Origin of the sequence: Streptosporangium sp. NPDC050284 (genome assembly GCF_044459525.1) — a bacterium.
In the GTDB taxonomy this organism is placed as follows: Bacteria; Actinomycetota; Actinomycetes; order Streptosporangiales; family Streptosporangiaceae; genus Streptosporangium.
Genome location: NZ_JBITIZ010000001.1, coordinates 229534 through 244839, shown reverse-complemented (window position 1 = coordinate 244839; position 15306 = coordinate 229534). Strand labels below are relative to the sequence as shown.

Genomic DNA, 15306 nt, shown 5'->3' with positions numbered 1-15306 from the left:
GATGGACGTACGCGGCCCCGTCATCGCGCGTACACCTCGCCAACCTGCTCACCTGGATCGGCTGCCTGGTTTCGCAGCGTGAGGTACGCCAGGACGGCAAGGCCGAGGAACACGCCTGCGGCGGTTCCGCCGACGATGTGCACGGCATGGGCGAAGGCTTCATAGGCGGCTTCCGCGAGCGGGCGACCAGCCGCTTCGGGGAGTGCGGCGGCTGCGGCGAGGGCGCTCTCGAGCCCTGCCAGCGCGCTCTGCGGCTGATCGGGGGTGAGCACGGGCGAGAGGTGGGCTCGGTACGCCAACGTGGCGACACTGCCGAGCGTCGCCACACCGAGCGCCACGCCCAGCTCACCGCTGGTCTCGGAGATCGACGCCGCGGAGCCGGCCTTCTCCTCCGGGGCGGCGGTCATCAGCGCGTTGGCGCCGAGCGACATGGGCGCGGCCACACCGAACGAAGCCAACGACATCCCGATGACCAGCGGAGTGAACTGCCCGACCTGGGCCTGGGTAAGCAGCGTGAAACCGATCGCGCCCACGATCAAACCGGCTGCCATCACCGTCGCGGGCTGCAACTTCTTGGCCAGGACCGGTGCCGTGACGAAGCCGAGGATCATGGTGATGTTCTGGGGGATGAGCCACAGGCCGGCCTCGAAGGGCGACAGCTTCGCCACCGACTGGAGGTAGACCGCGGACACCAGCGAGGTGCCGGACATGACGACGCCCCCGAGGCCCGTCAGTGCCAGCGCACCGCTGAACGCCGCGTTCTTGAACAGGCCAAGGTCGACCAGAGGTTGCGAGAGATGGCGCTGACGCCGAAGGAAGGTGTATCCGACCACCAGGCCCGTGATGACGGAGAGGCAGGGAAAGAGCGTCCAGCCGGTCCGGGCAAGCTCCTTGATTCCCCAAGCCATCGACAGGATGGCGAGCAGGGAGAGGGTGACGCTCGGCAGGTCGATCATGCCGTGGCCGTTGTCCTTGGATTCCGGGAGGAGCCCTGGTCCCACCGCGAGCAGAAGCAGCATCACCGGCACACCGATGAGGAAGACCGAGCCCCAGCCGAAGGTGTCGATCAGGGTGCCGCCGATGATCGGTCCGACGAGCATGCCGATCATGAAGCAGCCGAACCAGACGCCGAGCGCCATCGGCATCGCGCCGGTGTCAGCGAAGATCGTGCGGATGGTGGCCAGCGTCGTCGGCATCAGCGTCGCACCCGCGATCCCCATGAGCGCCCGGGCTGCGATGAGCATCTCCGGGCTGGTCGAGAACGCGGCGATCGTGGAGGCGACGCCGAATGCCGCGGCGCCGATGAGCATGAGTTTGCGGCGGCCGATCCGATCGCCGAGCGAGCCCATCGTGATGAGGAACCCGGCGAGCATGAACGAGTAGATGTCCAGGATCCACAGTTGGTGGGTCGCGGTCGCGCCGAGTTCGCGGGTCAGCGTCGGCAGGCCGAGATAGAGCACGCTTACGTCGATCGACAGTAGCAGTGCGGGCAGCGCGAGGACGAAGAGGCCGGCCCACGCCTTCTTCGTGGGCTTCCTCTCGCTGGCCGCCTGGGACTCGGTCGTCATCGCGCCGCCACCGTCCCGTAGAGGTGCCGCAGCCAGCCGGCCCAAGCGTCCGACGCCTCCTGCTCCGGGCGCGCCTGATCGCCGTACTCGTACGCACCGATCGCGACCGGCGCACCGAAGTGGTTGCGGCCGAAGACCCGCAAGAGCGTGTCCTCGGTGCGTACGCCGATGAAGGTGTCGTTGTGGAAATCCAGCACTCCCTGCTTGGCGTCGGCGCCCGGCACCGGCAGGGTGAGCTTGGAGCCCGCGGGTGTGCTCGGATGGATGCCCCAGGCGGCGCGGACCTTGTCGAGCGCGTCGGTCGTGATCGACGACTCCGGCGCCAGGACTTCGAAGTGCCGGAAGCGCCGGCCGGGGAAGTGCGTGAGGTACTGCACGAGCGTGTGCATGTACAACTCGGTGTGGCGGCGCGCCCCGTCGTACTGGTTTTCCCAGTCATCGGTGAAGATGCCGCTGTGCACGTACCGGATGTAGGAGCCGGTCTGGGTCTGCTCGATGTCGAACTCGATCTGGTTGAACCAGTCGCCAATCTCCATGCGTAGCACGCTCCGGCGCGGCGGCTCCCATACGAGTGCCGTGGTGTCGGTCATGTCGAACGGCATCGACCAGGCATCCGAGTCTCGCGTCACCGCGTCCCAGACATCCTGCGGCATAGCTGACAGGGCACCTTCGTGCTCTATTCGGAAGTCCTTGCTCATGATTCGATCTCCGTGTTCGGGCGCGCAGCGTTGACTGCGGCGACCGGCTTGACTTGCGGGTGAAGTGCGACGACCAGGCGATGGCGGCGGCCGGTGGGGGCGTGTTCGTCGTGGTACTTGCTCACCAGGGTCGCCGTCATCCGGGCGAGTTCGTCGACGAACGAGGCTCGCTCCCGGGCGGAGGCGAAGACGACCTCGCCGTCGATCGCGAACGTGGCCACCTGCTTGTTGGCGCGGGTGGCGCCGCCGATGAGCTGCCCGATGTCGCGAACGAGGCGCACCACGACGGCGAGAAGCCAGCTCGCCGACTGCTGGTCTGGTGAGCGTCGCGGGTCGGTGGTGAGCGTCGCGGGTCGGGGGTGAGCTCGCGGAGCACGTCTGGCGTGATCACGTAACTGAGAGCCGAAGCCTGATAGAGCCTCTCGACCATGTTGCCCTTGCGGCGCTCCTCCACCAGCTCCGCCAGGCCGCGGCTCTCAAGCGTCCGCAGGTGGTAGTTCACCTTCTGGCGAGGAAGGCCGACCCGCTCGGCGAGCATGCTCGCCGACGCGGGGGACGCGAGCTCGGCCAGCAGCCGAGCCCGTATCGGCACGAGCATGACCTGAGCCCTTGCCCGGTCGTCGATCACCTCCACTGCATGCATGGCGCACAGTCTGTTCGCCAATGCCTAGTTTTGTCTAGACGATAATTTTCTGATTGACAAAATAAACTATCGGCTGCTTCCATGCCAGCCAACGCCACCCGAAGGAATCGATCAATGCCCCGCTCCCGATTCGCCCTGGTCCCTGGACTCCTTGCGACCGCCCTGTTCATCTCCGTATCGACGGTCGAAGCGTTCACTCGGCCGGCATTCGATCTGACTCGCCACGCGATTAGCATGCTCAGCCTCGGCGACCGAGGCTGGGTGATGGCGGCCAACTTCGTCATCACCGGGATCCTGGTCGTCGTTCTGGCGATGGGTCTGGCCAGAGAACGCGCCGGCCGACCCGCCGGCCCCACCCTCATCGCACTCTTCGGCGCCGGCCTCATCTTGGCCGGCTTCTTCCCCGCGCCGGCCGGCCTCGGATTCCCGCAGGGCACTCCGCATGACCTGGAACCGGTGATGACGACCACGGCGATCGTGCACGCCATCGCCTTCAACCTCGCGTTCAGCGCCCTGATCGCCGCGACGTTCGTGTTCGGGTACGCCTACGGCCGCGAGCGGAAGCGCGTCTGGCAGACCATGTCGATCGCGACCGGCGCGGCCCTGCCGACCCTCATCTTCTCGGGCATGGCGGTGCTGATCCCGACAGGAGTCGCGTTCTACGCGGCAGCGACCCTCGCCTGGCTCTGGCTCGCGGCGATCACGCTTGAGCACATGAGGCAGGTCCGCGTTCCCGCCAAGCGGCGCCCGCGCGCGACCGTCTGAGGAGCCCAACGCCGGTACCCGCGTTCCAGACTGGACAGGCAGGAATGGCGCATACGCGCCAAAACCAATCGCGCTGGTCAGCGCGATGTACTCCTCGTCGCAGGGGTGCTGGGTGGCGGTGATCGCGGACGAGAAGGCCAGGGTGATGTGCCGATACCAGGCCGTCCAAGGGTGCGCAGGCGCGGGTCTTGGCCGTAGACCTCATCCCCGCTCACCCACCGCGCGCTCAGCCCGGCGTCCGGCGCATCGGCGATCATCTCGACCGCCAGGGCGGGTTCGGCGGCGATGCGGCTCATCAGGTCGTTGAAGGTGACCATCCAGCCGTCAGGATCCACGGTATCGGCCACGGCCATCACGCGATCTTCGGGTGTCTTCACAAACTCCGAGTGATCACGTGGTGGCCGTCTTCATGCCACCTCACCGTCCAAGATCGCAAAGTGCCGCTGGAGTACTAAGCCACGCGCCCGGCGCGACCTGCGCCATCGACAGGCCAGAGCCGGTCGACCTCGGCGTTGAGCGTGGCGCCGATGAGCACGGCCAGCGCGGTGATGTAGAGCCACAGCAGCACGGCGATGGGGGCGGCGAGCGAGCCGTAGATGGAGACGGGCGAGAACCAGGCGGCGAGGACCGCGCGCAGCACGGCGGCGCAGGCGATCCAGATGACGAGCGCGAGCATCGCCCCCGGAAGCTCGCGCCACCAGCGCGTGCGTACGGGCACGCTCACGTGGTAGAGCAGGGTGAGGAAGATCACCGAGCCGATGACCACCACCGGCCAGTAGAGGATGTCGACCAGCACGGTGTAGTCGGCCGGCAGGGCTCCGCGCAGCGCGGCCGGGCCGAGGACGAGCACCGGCATCACCACGAGGCCGATCAGCAGACCCGCCAGGTAGAACCCGAAGGACATCAGGCGGGTGCGGATGATGCCGCGCTCCTCGCCGAGACCGTAGGCGACCGAGATCAGGTCGACGTAGACGAACAGCGCCCGCGAGCCCGACCAGAGCGCGAGCAGGAAGCCCAGGGAGATCAGCGAGACCTGGTTCTCGGGTTTCAGCACGTCCTCGATGAGGGGGGTGACGACGGTGTCCACGGCGTTGTCGGTGAACAGCAGGTGGGCCTGCTCGTCGATCCAGTCGCTGACGTTCTTGACCGTCTCGGGGCCGAACACCCGGGTCAGCTGACCGAGCATGCCGACCAGGCCGAGCATGAACGGCGGCAGTGACAGCAGCGCGAAGAAGGCCGCCTCACCCGCCAGGCCGGTGACGCGGTAGGTGACGCCCGCGTTCGTGGTCGCGACGATCAGGGTCCACACGTCGGTGCCGCGGATCCACGAGAGCAGCGCCCGCAGCCTGCCCCAGACGTCCCTGCGCAACCAAGCGACGCCGGCGCGTAACCGCACCCCGGGCCCGCGCGGGGGGCGCCGCTCGGGCCCGGGCCGATGAGCCGGGGCATCAGTGGACGTCATGCCACACAACGGTATTCCTAGCCGCTCTTGATCACGAGTCAGGCGGGCAACGATCGAATCTCACCCATTGCCCTCGGCATCCGCGGCGAAACCTACCTGCGGTAGAACGCCTCGGCGTCGTCGACGTCGACGATGCGCGCGCCCAGGGGCAGCAGGGAGACCGGGATCAGCTTCAGGTTGGCCAGGCCCATCGGGATGCCGATGATCGACAGGAAGAGCGGGATCGAGGTCAGCAGGTGCCCGATCGCGAGCCAGACGCCGGCCACGACGAACCAGATCACGTTGCCGATGGTCGACAGCGCGCCCGCGTCGGGGTCGCGCACCACGGTCCTGCCGAAGGGCCACAGCGCGTAGGCGGCGATCCGGAACGACGCGATGCCGAACGGGATCGTGATGATCAGGACACAGCACACGATTCCCGCGAGTACGTAGCCGATCGCCAGCCAGATCCCCGCGAAGACCAACCAAATGACATTCAACAGTGTCCGCATATTTACGAGCATGTCAGGTGAAGGGGTGCCTGCTCCATCCGGCGTCTCCCTGGAAAGCCCCTGATCCGGACCCCGACCCGAGTGAGGCGCCCGTTTCGCCCCGACGCTCCGGTGAAGTCCCTGTCGATCGCGGCTCAGGTCCAGGGGAGCCGAGCGATGCCCCGGCAGGAAGGGGCACAGAATGGAGCCATGATCTGCGAGGACTGCAAGGAACGGCGGCACGACGAGTGCCGGGGAGGCTCGTGGTGCGACTGCCAGCACCAGCCCGTCCACGAGCCCCGGGAGTCGGCGCTCGACTGGCCCCGCCAGGGCTGATTCGCACCCCCCGCGTCCGCCACACCCGTCGAGACCCCGCCGGACGGCGGGGTCTCGACGGGTGGCTGCCCCCGCTCCCCGCGCGACTCCCGATACCACGTCCGCGTCCAGATGGTGGACCCCACATTGGACATCCACCGTGCCCGAGGTATCGTCGTAGACATGCCAGCGGACCCCTTGCTCGTCGTGCGACGCCACGTCGACCTCCTGCGTGTCCGTAGCGCCATCTGTTGTGACGTCCGTTAACAGTCGCCCCCTGCTGATTTCACCCAGCTCGGCCGCGTAACAGGCGTCCTCCTCTGAGTAATCGACCCCCGCACTCGACGATGAGGCGGGAGGTGCCGCCTGTGCGCGTCCGGAAATCATTCCATCGAGCCACAAAAAGGACGCGCGCATGACGACCCCAGCCCGGTCGGCGAACCGACATCACAAGCGCCCGCGCGGCGAAGGTCAGTGGGCTCTCGGTTACCGCGAGCCGCTGAACAAGAACGAGGAGAACAAGAAGAACGACGACGGGCTCAACGTCCGTCAGCGGATCATCGGCGTCTACTCCAAGCGCGGCTTCGACTCCATCGACCCATCCGACCTGCGCGGCCGGATGCGCTGGTTCGGGCTCTACACCCAGCGCAAGCCCGGGATCGACGGCGGCAAGACCGCGATCCTGGAGCCGGAGGAGCTCGACGACCGCTACTTCATGCTCCGGGTCAGGATCGACGGCGGCCGGCTCAACCTGGCCCAGCTGCGCGTCATCGCCGACATCTCCAACCTCTACGGCAGGGGCACCGCCGACGTCACCGACCGGCAGAACATCCAGCTGCACTGGATCGAGATCGAGGCCGTTCCCGACATCTGGGAGCGTCTGGAGTCGGTGGGCCTGTCCACCACGGAGGCCTGTGGCGACACCCCGCGCGTCATCCTGGGCTGCCCGCTGGCCGGGATCGACACCGACGAGGTCATCGACGGTTCCGCGCAGATCCAGGAGATCCACGACACCTACATCGGCGACCCCGCCTACTCCAACCTGCCGCGCAAGTTCAAGGCTGCGGTGAGCGGGTGCCCGGCGCACTGCACCGTGCACGAGATCAACGACGTGGCGTTCGTGGGCGTGGTTAACGAGAACGGCGAGCGCGGCTTCGACCTGTGGGTGGGCGGCGGCCTGTCCACCAACCCGATGCTGGGCAAGCGGCTGGGCGTCTTCCTCACCCCGGACCAGGTCGCCCCCGCCTACGGTGGCGTGATCGGTATCTTCCGCGACTACGGCTACCGCCGCCTGCGCCACCGGGCCAGGATCAAGTTCCTGATCAACGACTGGGGCCCGGAGAAGTTCCGCGACGTCCTGGAGAAGGAATACCTGGGATACGTCCTGCCCGACGGCCCCGCGCCCGAGCAGCCGCGCGGCGGCCGCCGGGACCACGTGGGCGTCTTCCCGCAGAAGGACGGCAACTTCTACGTCGGCTTCGCCCCGAAGGTCGGCCGCCTCGACGGCGACAAGCTGAACCTCATCGCCGACATCGCCGAGCGGCACGGTTCCGACCGGGTGCACACCACGGTCGAGCAGAAGATGGTCATCCTCGACGTGGCGCCCGACAGGGTCGACAGCCTCGTCGCCGAGCTGGAGGCGGGCGACCTGCAGGTCAACCCCTCCACCTTCCGCCGCCAGACCATGGCGTGCACCGGGATCGAGTTCTGCAAGCTCGCCATCGTCGAGACCAAGGTCACCGCGGCCAACCTGATCGACGAGCTGGAGCAGCGGCTGCCCGACTTCAAGAGCCCGCTCACCATCAACGTCAACGGCTGCCCCAACTCCTGCGCCCGCATCCAGGTCGCCGACATCGGCCTCAAGGGCCAGCTCGTCGTGAACGACAAGGGCGAGCAGGTCGAGGGCTTCCAGATCCACCTGGGCGGCTCGCTGGGCGTCAACCCCGGCTTCGGCCGCAAGGTCCGCGGCCTGAAGGCCACCTCCGAGGAGCTTCCCGACTACGTGGAGCGCGTGCTCCGCAACTTCGAGAAGCAGAAGGACGAGGACGAGACCTTCTCCGACTGGGTGCAGCGCGCCGACGACGCGGACCTGAAGTGAACGGCCGACACGCCGCCCTTTCGGTAACGGGCCAGATGAGCCGGGCGAGGAGGAGCGGATGAGCGAGCGAGCCGTTCCCTTCCACTGCCCGTACTGCGGTGAGGAAGACCTGGAGCCCTACGAGGGCGACGGTGGCTGGTACTGCCGGTCGTGCGTGCGCGCCTTCAAGCTGAAGTTTCTCGGAATCGGGGTGCGCTCGTGACGCACGGCGAATCCGACGCGGCGAACGTGACGGCCGCGCAGACCTCTCCGACCGGTGAGGTCACCGCGACCGGCACGGCCCGCACGGTGAGTTCCGGCACGACGACGAGCGCGACGGCCCGCGAGGCACGACCTGCCCGCGCGGCGAACGAGGATTGGATGAGCGAGCGATGACACTGGTGGACATCGAAGTCGGGTTACGTCAGCAGCGCGGGACCCTCGACCTGCAGGAGATCGTCGAGTCGGCCGCACGGTTCCTTGAGGACGCCTCGGCCCTTGAGATCATCCGCTGGGCGGCGGCGACCTTCGGCGACCGGCTCTGCCTGACCGCCTCCATGAGCGACGCCCTGCTGATCGACCTGGTCAGCCGGGTCAAGCCCGGCGTGGACGTGCTGTTCATCGACACCGGATACCACTTCGCCGAGACGATCGGCACCCGTGACGCCGTCCGGCAGGTCTACGACGTGAACGTGATCGACGTGAAGCCGTCCCGTACCGTGGCGGAGCAGGAGCGCGACCTGGGTCCGCGCCTGTTCGGGCGCAACCCCGACCTGTGCTGCTACCTGCGCAAGGTCGAGCCGCTCAATCGCGCCCTGGAGCCGTACCTCGCCTGGGTCTCCGGCATCCGCCGCGACGAGGCCGTCACCCGCGCCGGCGTCAAGGTCGTCGAGTGGGACGCCAAGCGTCAGATGGTCAAGATCAACCCGATCGCCCGGTGGACGCAGGACGACGTCGACAACTACATGGCCGACAACGGGGTGCTGATCAACCCGCTGCACTACGACGACTACCCCTCGATCGGCTGCGCTCCCTGCACCCGCCAGGTCGCCCCGGGAGAGGACCCGCGCAGCGGTCGCTGGGCGGGCATGGGCAAGACCGAGTGCGGGCTCCACGTATGACCTGGCGTGCCACCGGCGCCGCTCCCGGGACACCGCTGGTCGCGGTGGCGCACGGGTCCCGTGACCCGCGCGCCGCCGCGACGGTGGAGGCCCTGCTCGACCTGGTACGGGACGCGCGGCCCGAGCTCCTCGTACGCACCGCCTACCTCGACCACGCCTCCCCGACGCTTCCCATGGCGCTGTCGGGGCTCACCGAGGCGGCGGTGCTGCCGCTGCTGCTCACCGAGGCCTACCACAGCCGGGTCGACATCCCCGGCGCGCTGGCCGAGGCGACGGCGCGCCGGCCCCTGCTGCGCGTGCACGCGGGCGCCACGCTCGGCCCGCACCCGCTGCTCGTCGCCGCGCTGGAGCGGCGCCTTGCCGAGGCGGGCGTGGAGCCCGGGGAGCCCGGCACCGCCGTGGTGCTGGTCTCGGCCGGTTCCAGCGACCGGCGGGCCAACGCGACGGTCGCCGGGATCGCCGGAGACTGGGCGAGGCTGCGCGGCTGGCGGTCGGTGACCGCCGCCTACGCCTCGGCCGCCGGTCCCACCCCCGAGGAGGCCGTGCTGCGCCTGCGGCGCTCGGGCGCCTCGCGGATCGTGGTCGCCCCCTACCTGCTCGCCCCCGGCCACTTCGCCGACAGGATCCGCCGCGAGACCCTGGCGGCGGGCGCCGACGCCGTCGCCGACGTGCTGGGCGCCGCCCCCGAGGTCGCCGCGGTGCTGCTCGAACGCTACCGAAATGCGGGCCAGTGCTCCGGCCTTCAGGCCTGGGGTGAAGGCCCGCGCGGGAGTGCCCTCCAGGGCGTGGGCGTGCCCTGACCTTCCTGGTCTTGCCGCTCGGCCCACCAGGTGCAGGACACCGAGGCGGCGCGGGGCTCCCCGTGCGTGGATTCGCCGGTGAAGGGGGCGACGTCGATCTGGCGTCCCAACTGGTCGTGGAGTTGTCGAGCGCTCAGGCGTTGCGTCATGCGACCATCGCCACCGTGCAGCTTCGTTACCGGTATCGGCTCTATCCCGACGCCGCTCAGTGCCAGGCGCTGGCGCGGGCGTTCGGGTGTGCGCGGGTGGTGTTCAACGACGGGTTGCGCGCCCGTCAGGACGCCCACCGGGCAGGCCTGGCGTATGTCTGCGACGCGGAGTTGTCCCGGCGTCTGAGCGTCGCGAAGGCGACGTCGGAGCGGGTGTGGCTGGGTGAGGTGTCGGCGGTGGTGTTGCAGCAGGCTTTGGCCGACCTGAACGCCGCCTACCGCAACTTCTTCGCCTCGATCACCGGTAAGCGCAAAGGGGCGAAGGTCGGCCTGCCCCGGTTCCGGTCACGCAAGGATGCCCGCCAGGCGATCCGGTTCACCCGCAACGCCCGCTTCGCCGTCACGGCGGGTGGGAGGTTGCGCCTGCCGAAGATCGGTGAGGTGGTGGTGCGCTGGTCGCGCCCGCTGCCCGCCGAGCCGTCGTCGGTGACGGTGATCAAGGATGCGGCCGGGCGGTACTTCGCCTCGTTCGCGGTCGAGACCGGTGATGAGCCGCTGCCCGAGACGGTGTCCGAGGTCGGCGTGGATTTGGGTCTCACGCATTTCGCGGTGTTGTCGGACGGCCGGAAGATCGACAACCCGCGTCTCCTGCGCCGGGCGGCCAAGAGGCTCCGTAAGGCGCAAAAGGCCCTGAGTCGTACGGTGAAGGGGTCGGCCAACCGCGCCAAGGCCGTTGTCAAGGTCGCCCGCGCGCATGCCCGGGTGGCCGATGCGCGCCGGGACTTCGCCCACAAGCTCTCCACCCAGTTGGTTCGCGACAACCAAGCCGTCTACGTGGAGGATCTGTCGGTCAAGGGACTGGCCCGCACCCGGCTGGCCAAGAGCGTCCATGATGCGGGCTGGTCGCAGTTCGTGAACATGCTGGAGTACAAGGCGAAGCGGTACGGGCGGACCTTCGCCAAGGTCGGCCGGTGGTTCCCCTCCTCCAAGCGGTGCTCGCAGTGTGCGACCGTGGTCAGCGCCCTGCCTCTGGGCGTCCGGGAGTGGGCGTGCCCGTGTGGGGCGGTCCATGACCGTGACGTCAACGCCGCACGCAACATTTTGATCGAGGGTCGACGGTCCGTCGCCGCTGGACGGCAACCCGCCGCCGACAGGCGGCGGGAGGCGGAGACGTTAAACGCCCGTGGAGGTGACGTAAGACCACCGCTCGCGGTGGCCGACGCCGATGAAGCAGGTAGCCACAGAGGTGCCGCATGACGCGGCACGGACTGAATCCCCGGCCCTTCAGGCCGGGGAGCGCGTCAAGAACTCGCCACCCACCGACACCCCGCCCTCGCCTGAGCGCGACCCCCACCCTCGGGACCCCCGGGGTTCACCCGGGGGGTGCCTTGTCCCTGCCCTCGCAGGTCAGGCGGACTATCTCCCCGGTACGCGGATCCAGCTGACGCACGTTGTCCCGGCAGAGCGGGTAGATCATCTCCCGTACCCTGAGCGACCAGTCGAGAGGGAAGGACTCCGCCGCGGCGAGTTGCTCCTCCCAGCCGTCGAAGAGGCCGTCCATCGCCTGGGCCAACTGGCTCACCGTCCTGCCCGCTGCGTCGATCTCGCCGGGCAGTATGGCCGCGGTCACGACCTGCTCCCCTGCAGGACGGTCGCCGCCCCCCGCCGCACCGCTCGGGTTCTCGGTGAAGACCTCCACGACGTTTCCATCGGGATCGGTTCCGCAGAGACGCCACAGCGCGGGGCCGTCGCCGATCCAGACGACCGCCCGCCGTATCGGCCCGGAGCAGCGGACACTGACCTTCAGCGAATTGTTCCAGGACATGACGCGAAGTTCCTCGCGTACCCCGCCGGTCCTGTAGTCGCCGCTCGCGACCTCGTCTCCCGGAAACGGCCCACCCAGCGGCTGTGACGTCGTCGGGACCGTGGGAGACGGCCGGGCCATGACGCCGGTCCAGATGCCGAGGTCGTCGGCGACGCCGCCCGCAGGGGTGTTGAGGGCCACCACGGCGACGATGACGGCCGCTACCGCACTGCCCGCCGTCCAGCGGCGACGCCTGATCGCGCGGGCGTGCCGGTGGACACCGGCGACGGTCACGCCCCTGTTGTGGCCCTCCCCCTCGTCCTCGTTCAGGATCTCGCGCAACTCGGATTCGGTGATCGTCATCTCAGCTCCCCGTGGTGATCGCGGCGACGGCCGCGGGATCGACGCGCAGCTTGCGCAGTGCTCTGCTGGCCTGGCTTCGTACGGTCGCCACCGAGCAGCCGAGGATCTCGGCGATCCGCTGGTCGGGCAGGTCCGCGAAGTAACGCAGGACGATCACAGCCCGCTGTCTGCCGGGAAGCCCGGCCAGAACCTGCCGGACCGCCTCCCGGTTGGCCACCGCGTCCATCGTGTCGCCGTCCGGCATCTCGGGGAGGACCGCGCTCGGCAGCTCTCCGCGCCATCTGCGGCGCCACCAGGTGGCGTGGGTGTTGACCAGGATGCGGTAGACGTACGGGTCCGGATCGTCGCCCACCCTCCGCCAGGCGAGCCATGCCTTGGCCAGGGCCGTCTGTACCAGGTCCTCCGCCGTGCCCCAGTCGCGGCACAACAGGTGGGCGGCCCGTAACAGGCGCGCCGAGCGCTGCTCCACGTAGTGCTCGAAGTCAGCCCGATCTCGCATCGGGGGATCCTCACTGTCGGTGTATGTCACCGATCACTACGCCCCGGGGATCCCGGGATGTTGCACGTGCTCCGAAGTTGCCCTGGAGCGAGAGGTGAAGCGGCCTCTCAGAGGTGGGGTAGTTGAGGGGGGTGGGGAGGCTGAGGCGGCGCCGGGGGCCACGGGGGCCTCGGACGCTCCTCGTTGGAGGGGTGGATCTGGTGGGGGCCGGGCCCTGCCCGGTGGTGGCCGTATTCGCCGGTGAGTTCGGCGCGCATCTCGTCCCACTGCTTCCGCCAGGCCGCCATCGCCTTCTTGAGTGGCTTGGCCTTGGAGTCCCCGACCACCTTGACGCTTCCCATGAGGGCGTAGGCCGCGACCCGGACGAGCGGCGCGTTCGTGCCCGGGGGTGCCTCGATGACCTGGACCTTCTTGTCTCCCATGATGGCGATGCCGTCGATCTCGACGTCCACCCCGTCCGGAACGATGATCTTCACGTCACCCATGATCGCGGCGGCCATGATGTCGACCACCCCCGTGCGCACCTCCGCCTGGCGCAGGTCGAGCAGCACGTCGCCCATCACGGCGACGGCGCCGAGTGGCTTGTCGATCCGCCAGGTGCCGCGCCGCTTGGAACTGCTCATCACCGCCACGAACCAGCGCCGCACCGGGCCGCCCTCCCTCGCCGAGGGCGGGGGGTAGGCGGGTGCGGGCGCCGGGCGGCCGCCGGGCAGGTCGGAGGTGATCACCGCCAGCTCGGCCTGGGTGACGGCGGTGTAGGCCGCCTCGGTACGCTCGGTCAGCTCCCCGAGGGTGAGACGGCCCTCGACGGAGGCGACCCGCAACCACTCGACGGCGGCTTCCCGCTCCGCGTCCGAGACCCGCATTTCCCCGGGATTATTCATAACTCACAACATATCGCGAGTTGTTCCGGCGTGCGGATCCCCCTGAGGGAGGAAACTCGACAATCAGATCGGATGACGCCTCCCGTCAGGGCACGGGACCGGCGTACGGCCGTGCCGGGGAGGCACGCCATATGATCCGGAGGCATGTACCGAGAACTCCTGGACGCGGTGGCGGCCAACGACGCCGAGCGGGTCGAGCGGCTGCTGCGGAGCGGCACGAGCGCCGACCCCGACGGCACGGAAGAGCCCACCGCCCTTTACCTGGCATCGAACCAGGGCCGCGTGGACATCGTGCGCGCGCTGCTGGCCCACGGAGCCGACCCCAACCGGATCAGTGGCGGCGAGGACGAGGGACTGCCCCTGTCCGTGGCCTCCGCCTGGGACCATGTCGAGGTCCTGCGGGCGCTGCTCGCCGCCGGCGCCGACGTGTCCGGACGGGAGGCCGGCGGATGGACCGCCCTGCTCTGGGCGGCCGCCAACGGGCGGGCGGACGCGGCCGGCGCGCTGCTCGCCGCGGGAGCGAGCCCCGAGGACGCCAACGAGAGCGGCGACACCCCGCTCACCCTGGCCGCCCGGCGCGGCGCCCTGGGCGTCGTACAGACGCTGCTGCAGGCCGGCGCCGAGGCCGACCGGCCCGACGGCGACGGCGACACGCCGCTGTCCATCGCCTACGACTGGCTGGGCACCCAGCTGGAGAGCGCGCTTCTCGAGCAGCTCACCGAGCAGGCCCCAGAGGGCTCGCAGTTCGTCGTGGGCCGCAGCAGGGCGAAGGACGGCACCGACCTGGTGACCGTCGCGGCGGTGGGACCCGACGGGACCCGCGTCGCCGAACTCACCTGCCAGCGCGGGCACGCGGCCGTCGCCACCCTGCTGGAGGACGCCACGGGCGAGCGGCTGCCGTTCGACGAGCTGGTCGAGCGGGCGATGCCCTACCGGGACATCGACGAGGAGGCCGAGACCTGGTGGACCGTGGCGAGCTCGCTGAGCAGGCGCGACGACGGTGAGACCTTCGACGCGACGGCACGGCTGTGCTCGAACGAGGACCCACGCAAGCGGGAGTTCGCCGTCGACGTGATCGCCCAGCTCGGCTTCACCGAGAACGAGAAACCGTTCCTGGAGGAGTCGCTGCCGATTCTGCGCCGGATGGCGGCCACCGAGGGCGACGAGCGGGTGCTGCGCTCGGTGCTCGGCGCGCTCGGTCACCACGCCGACCCGCGTGCCCTGCCCGAGGTGCTGGAGATCATCACAGCCGACGGCTGGACCCGCACCCAGGCCGACCCCGCCGCGCTCGCCGCCGTCCTGCCCCCGGGTCACGCCGAAGGGCTCGCGCTGCTCATCTCCATGACCGAGGATCCCGACGCCGAGGTGCGCGACTGGGCCACCATGGGCCTGGCGGGCCTGACGGAGGACCCCAAGGACAGCGAGCGGATCCGCGACGCGCTCGCCGCCAGGCTCGACGACGAGGACCTGAACACGGTCGCCGAGGCCACGCGCGGCCTCGCCACCCGGGGTGACACGCGAGCCCAGCGGGGCGCGGAGCGCGTGCTCGCGGAGAGCGACGAGGACGACGACTACGTCCGCGACCTGGTCAAGAATCCCTGACGCGCGGGCGGGGGCCTCACCCGGCGGTCCGCCCCCGCCCTCGCCCCCGCTCTCGCCTCGTCCCTGCGCCGTCGGGACGAGCGCGG

The 15306-nt window shown here is 69.4% G+C and carries 19 protein-coding genes and 1 pseudogene; 10 read left to right on the top strand and 10 right to left on the bottom strand.

All coding sequences use genetic code 11. The features are described 5' to 3' along the window. Nucleotides 1-20 precede the first annotated feature (20 nt). The 4 genes and pseudogenes from ACIBH4_RS01070 to ACIBH4_RS01055 form a co-directional block, all read right to left on the bottom strand. The gene (locus ACIBH4_RS01070) at nucleotides 21-1568 is read right to left on the bottom strand and encodes an MFS transporter (RefSeq protein WP_362508655.1); all 1548 of its coding nucleotides are present in this window, start codon (nucleotides 1566-1568) and stop codon (nucleotides 21-23) included. Then, on the bottom strand, nucleotides 1565-2266 hold the full coding sequence (locus ACIBH4_RS01065) for a hypothetical protein (protein WP_362766165.1): 702 nt from the start codon (nucleotides 2264-2266) through the stop codon (nucleotides 1565-1567). The genes ACIBH4_RS01070 and ACIBH4_RS01065 overlap by 4 nt, the downstream gene beginning before the upstream one ends. Then, nucleotides 2263-2550: a hypothetical protein gene (locus ACIBH4_RS01060; RefSeq protein ID WP_362766185.1), complete on the bottom strand. Its 288-nt coding sequence runs from the start codon at nucleotides 2548-2550 to the stop codon at nucleotides 2263-2265. Before ACIBH4_RS01060 ends, ACIBH4_RS01065 begins: the two co-directional genes overlap by 4 nt. Before the next feature lie 185 nt (nucleotides 2551-2735). Then, a pseudogene (locus tag ACIBH4_RS01055) lies at nucleotides 2736-2804 on the bottom strand (winged helix-turn-helix transcriptional regulator); the annotation flags it as partial. A gap of 186 nt (nucleotides 2805-2990) precedes the next feature. Here ACIBH4_RS01055 and ACIBH4_RS01050 point away from each other — a divergent pair. Beyond that, nucleotides 2991-3674: a DUF998 domain-containing protein gene (locus ACIBH4_RS01050; protein WP_364230182.1), complete on the top strand. Its 684-nt coding sequence runs from the start codon at nucleotides 2991-2993 to the stop codon at nucleotides 3672-3674. Nucleotides 3675-3751: 77 nt separating this feature from the next. Here ACIBH4_RS01050 and ACIBH4_RS01045 read toward each other — a convergent pair whose 3' ends face one another. The 3 genes from ACIBH4_RS01045 to ACIBH4_RS01035 all read right to left on the bottom strand — a co-directional run bounded on the left by ACIBH4_RS01045 (nucleotide 3752) and on the right by ACIBH4_RS01035 (nucleotide 5627). Beyond that, nucleotides 3752-4051, bottom strand: coding sequence for a hypothetical protein (locus tag ACIBH4_RS01045; protein WP_362766167.1), 300 nt, complete (start codon nucleotides 4049-4051; stop codon nucleotides 3752-3754). A gap of 74 nt (nucleotides 4052-4125) precedes the next feature. Further along, the gene (locus ACIBH4_RS01040) at nucleotides 4126-5136 is read right to left on the bottom strand and encodes a YihY/virulence factor BrkB family protein (RefSeq protein ID WP_362508670.1); all 1011 of its coding nucleotides are present in this window, start codon (nucleotides 5134-5136) and stop codon (nucleotides 4126-4128) included. 92 nt (nucleotides 5137-5228) lie between these two features. Beyond that, nucleotides 5229-5627 (bottom strand): YccF domain-containing protein, encoded by a 399-nt coding sequence (locus ACIBH4_RS01035; RefSeq protein WP_350946724.1) that lies wholly within the window; start codon nucleotides 5625-5627, stop codon nucleotides 5229-5231. 189 nt (nucleotides 5628-5816) lie between these two features. Between ACIBH4_RS01035 and ACIBH4_RS01030 the strand changes: the two genes are divergently transcribed. The 8 genes from ACIBH4_RS01030 to ACIBH4_RS00995 all read left to right on the top strand — a co-directional run bounded on the left by ACIBH4_RS01030 (nucleotide 5817) and on the right by ACIBH4_RS00995 (nucleotide 11325). Further along, a complete protein-coding gene (locus tag ACIBH4_RS01030; RefSeq protein ID WP_350946723.1) occupies nucleotides 5817-5942 on the top strand; it encodes a hypothetical protein in 126 nt (41 codons plus the stop codon). 111 nt (nucleotides 5943-6053) lie between these two features. Continuing rightward, nucleotides 6054-6188, top strand: coding sequence for a putative leader peptide (locus ACIBH4_RS01025; RefSeq protein WP_399171351.1), 135 nt, complete (start codon nucleotides 6054-6056; stop codon nucleotides 6186-6188). 148 nt (nucleotides 6189-6336) lie between these two features. Next, nucleotides 6337-8019, top strand: coding sequence for a nitrite/sulfite reductase (locus ACIBH4_RS01020; RefSeq protein ID WP_362770364.1), 1683 nt, complete (start codon nucleotides 6337-6339; stop codon nucleotides 8017-8019). Between the two features lie 58 nt (nucleotides 8020-8077). Beyond that, nucleotides 8078-8221 (top strand): hypothetical protein, encoded by a 144-nt coding sequence (locus ACIBH4_RS01015; RefSeq protein WP_012893136.1) that lies wholly within the window; start codon nucleotides 8078-8080, stop codon nucleotides 8219-8221. Beyond that, on the top strand, nucleotides 8218-8394 hold the full coding sequence (locus tag ACIBH4_RS01010) for a hypothetical protein (RefSeq protein WP_362508679.1): 177 nt from the start codon (nucleotides 8218-8220) through the stop codon (nucleotides 8392-8394). Before ACIBH4_RS01015 ends, ACIBH4_RS01010 begins: the two co-directional genes overlap by 4 nt. After that, complete coding sequence (locus tag ACIBH4_RS01005; RefSeq protein WP_350946719.1) at nucleotides 8391-9119, top strand: phosphoadenylyl-sulfate reductase; 729 nt, start codon at nucleotides 8391-8393, stop codon at nucleotides 9117-9119. Before ACIBH4_RS01010 ends, ACIBH4_RS01005 begins: the two co-directional genes overlap by 4 nt. Next, nucleotides 9116-9919: a sirohydrochlorin chelatase gene (locus ACIBH4_RS01000; RefSeq protein WP_362770366.1), complete on the top strand. Its 804-nt coding sequence runs from the start codon at nucleotides 9116-9118 to the stop codon at nucleotides 9917-9919. The genes ACIBH4_RS01005 and ACIBH4_RS01000 overlap by 4 nt, the downstream gene beginning before the upstream one ends. 164 nt (nucleotides 9920-10083) lie before the next feature. After that, nucleotides 10084-11325 carry an RNA-guided endonuclease InsQ/TnpB family protein gene (locus tag ACIBH4_RS00995; RefSeq protein ID WP_399171411.1) on the top strand — a complete coding sequence of 414 codons (1242 nt, stop codon included), beginning with the start codon at nucleotides 10084-10086 and terminating at the stop codon, nucleotides 11323-11325. 115 nt (nucleotides 11326-11440) lie between these two features. On the opposite strand, the gene ACIBH4_RS00990 is transcribed toward ACIBH4_RS00995, so the two are convergent. The 3 genes from ACIBH4_RS00990 to ACIBH4_RS00980 form a co-directional block, all read right to left on the bottom strand. After that, entirely contained in the window at nucleotides 11441-12235 is a 795-nt protein-coding gene (locus ACIBH4_RS00990; protein ID WP_362770360.1) for a hypothetical protein, read from the bottom strand. A gap of 1 nt (nucleotide 12236) precedes the next feature. Next, entirely contained in the window at nucleotides 12237-12734 is a 498-nt protein-coding gene (locus ACIBH4_RS00985; protein ID WP_362508687.1) for a SigE family RNA polymerase sigma factor, read from the bottom strand. 107 nt (nucleotides 12735-12841) lie between these two features. Further along, the gene (locus ACIBH4_RS00980; protein ID WP_362770362.1) at nucleotides 12842-13600 is read right to left on the bottom strand and encodes a DUF1707 domain-containing protein; all 759 of its coding nucleotides are present in this window, start codon (nucleotides 13598-13600) and stop codon (nucleotides 12842-12844) included. Nucleotides 13601-13762: 162 nt separating this feature from the next. Between ACIBH4_RS00980 and ACIBH4_RS00975 the strand changes: the two genes are divergently transcribed. Then, nucleotides 13763-15220 (top strand): ankyrin repeat domain-containing protein, encoded by a 1458-nt coding sequence (locus ACIBH4_RS00975; protein WP_362508693.1) that lies wholly within the window; start codon nucleotides 13763-13765, stop codon nucleotides 15218-15220. The last annotated feature ends 86 nt before the right edge of the window (nucleotides 15221-15306 follow it).

Excerpts from the sequence above, each read along its gene's own strand:
- ACIBH4_RS01015 (WP_012893136.1), top strand. The coding sequence starts at position 8,078 with ATGAGCGAGCGAGCCGTTCCCTTCCACTGCCCGTACTGCGGTGAGGAA.
- ACIBH4_RS01065 (WP_362766165.1), bottom strand. The coding sequence starts at position 2,266 with ATGAGCAAGGACTTCCGAATAGAGCACGAAGGTGCCCTGTCAGCTATG.
- ACIBH4_RS01070 (WP_362508655.1), bottom strand. The coding sequence starts at position 1,568 with ATGACGACCGAGTCCCAGGCGGCCAGCGAGAGGAAGCCCACGAAGAAG.
- ACIBH4_RS01050 (WP_364230182.1), top strand. The coding sequence starts at position 2,991 with ATGCCAGCCAACGCCACCCGAAGGAATCGATCAATGCCCCGCTCCCGA.
- ACIBH4_RS01030 (WP_350946723.1), top strand. The coding sequence starts at position 5,817 with ATGATCTGCGAGGACTGCAAGGAACGGCGGCACGACGAGTGCCGGGGA.
- ACIBH4_RS01020 (WP_362770364.1), top strand. The coding sequence starts at position 6,337 with ATGACGACCCCAGCCCGGTCGGCGAACCGACATCACAAGCGCCCGCGC.
- ACIBH4_RS01040 (WP_362508670.1), bottom strand. The coding sequence starts at position 5,136 with ATGACGTCCACTGATGCCCCGGCTCATCGGCCCGGGCCCGAGCGGCGC.
- ACIBH4_RS01025 (WP_399171351.1), top strand. The coding sequence starts at position 6,054 with ATGGTGGACCCCACATTGGACATCCACCGTGCCCGAGGTATCGTCGTA.
- ACIBH4_RS00980 (WP_362770362.1), bottom strand. The coding sequence starts at position 13,600 with ATGCGGGTCTCGGACGCGGAGCGGGAAGCCGCCGTCGAGTGGTTGCGG.
- ACIBH4_RS00975 (WP_362508693.1), top strand. The coding sequence starts at position 13,763 with ATGTACCGAGAACTCCTGGACGCGGTGGCGGCCAACGACGCCGAGCGG.
- ACIBH4_RS01035 (WP_350946724.1), bottom strand. The coding sequence starts at position 5,627 with ATGCGGACACTGTTGAATGTCATTTGGTTGGTCTTCGCGGGGATCTGG.
- ACIBH4_RS01000 (WP_362770366.1), top strand. The coding sequence starts at position 9,116 with ATGACCTGGCGTGCCACCGGCGCCGCTCCCGGGACACCGCTGGTCGCG.
- ACIBH4_RS00985 (WP_362508687.1), bottom strand. The coding sequence starts at position 12,734 with ATGCGAGATCGGGCTGACTTCGAGCACTACGTGGAGCAGCGCTCGGCG.
- ACIBH4_RS00990 (WP_362770360.1), bottom strand. The coding sequence starts at position 12,235 with ATGACGATCACCGAATCCGAGTTGCGCGAGATCCTGAACGAGGACGAG.
- ACIBH4_RS01005 (WP_350946719.1), top strand. The coding sequence starts at position 8,391 with ATGACACTGGTGGACATCGAAGTCGGGTTACGTCAGCAGCGCGGGACC.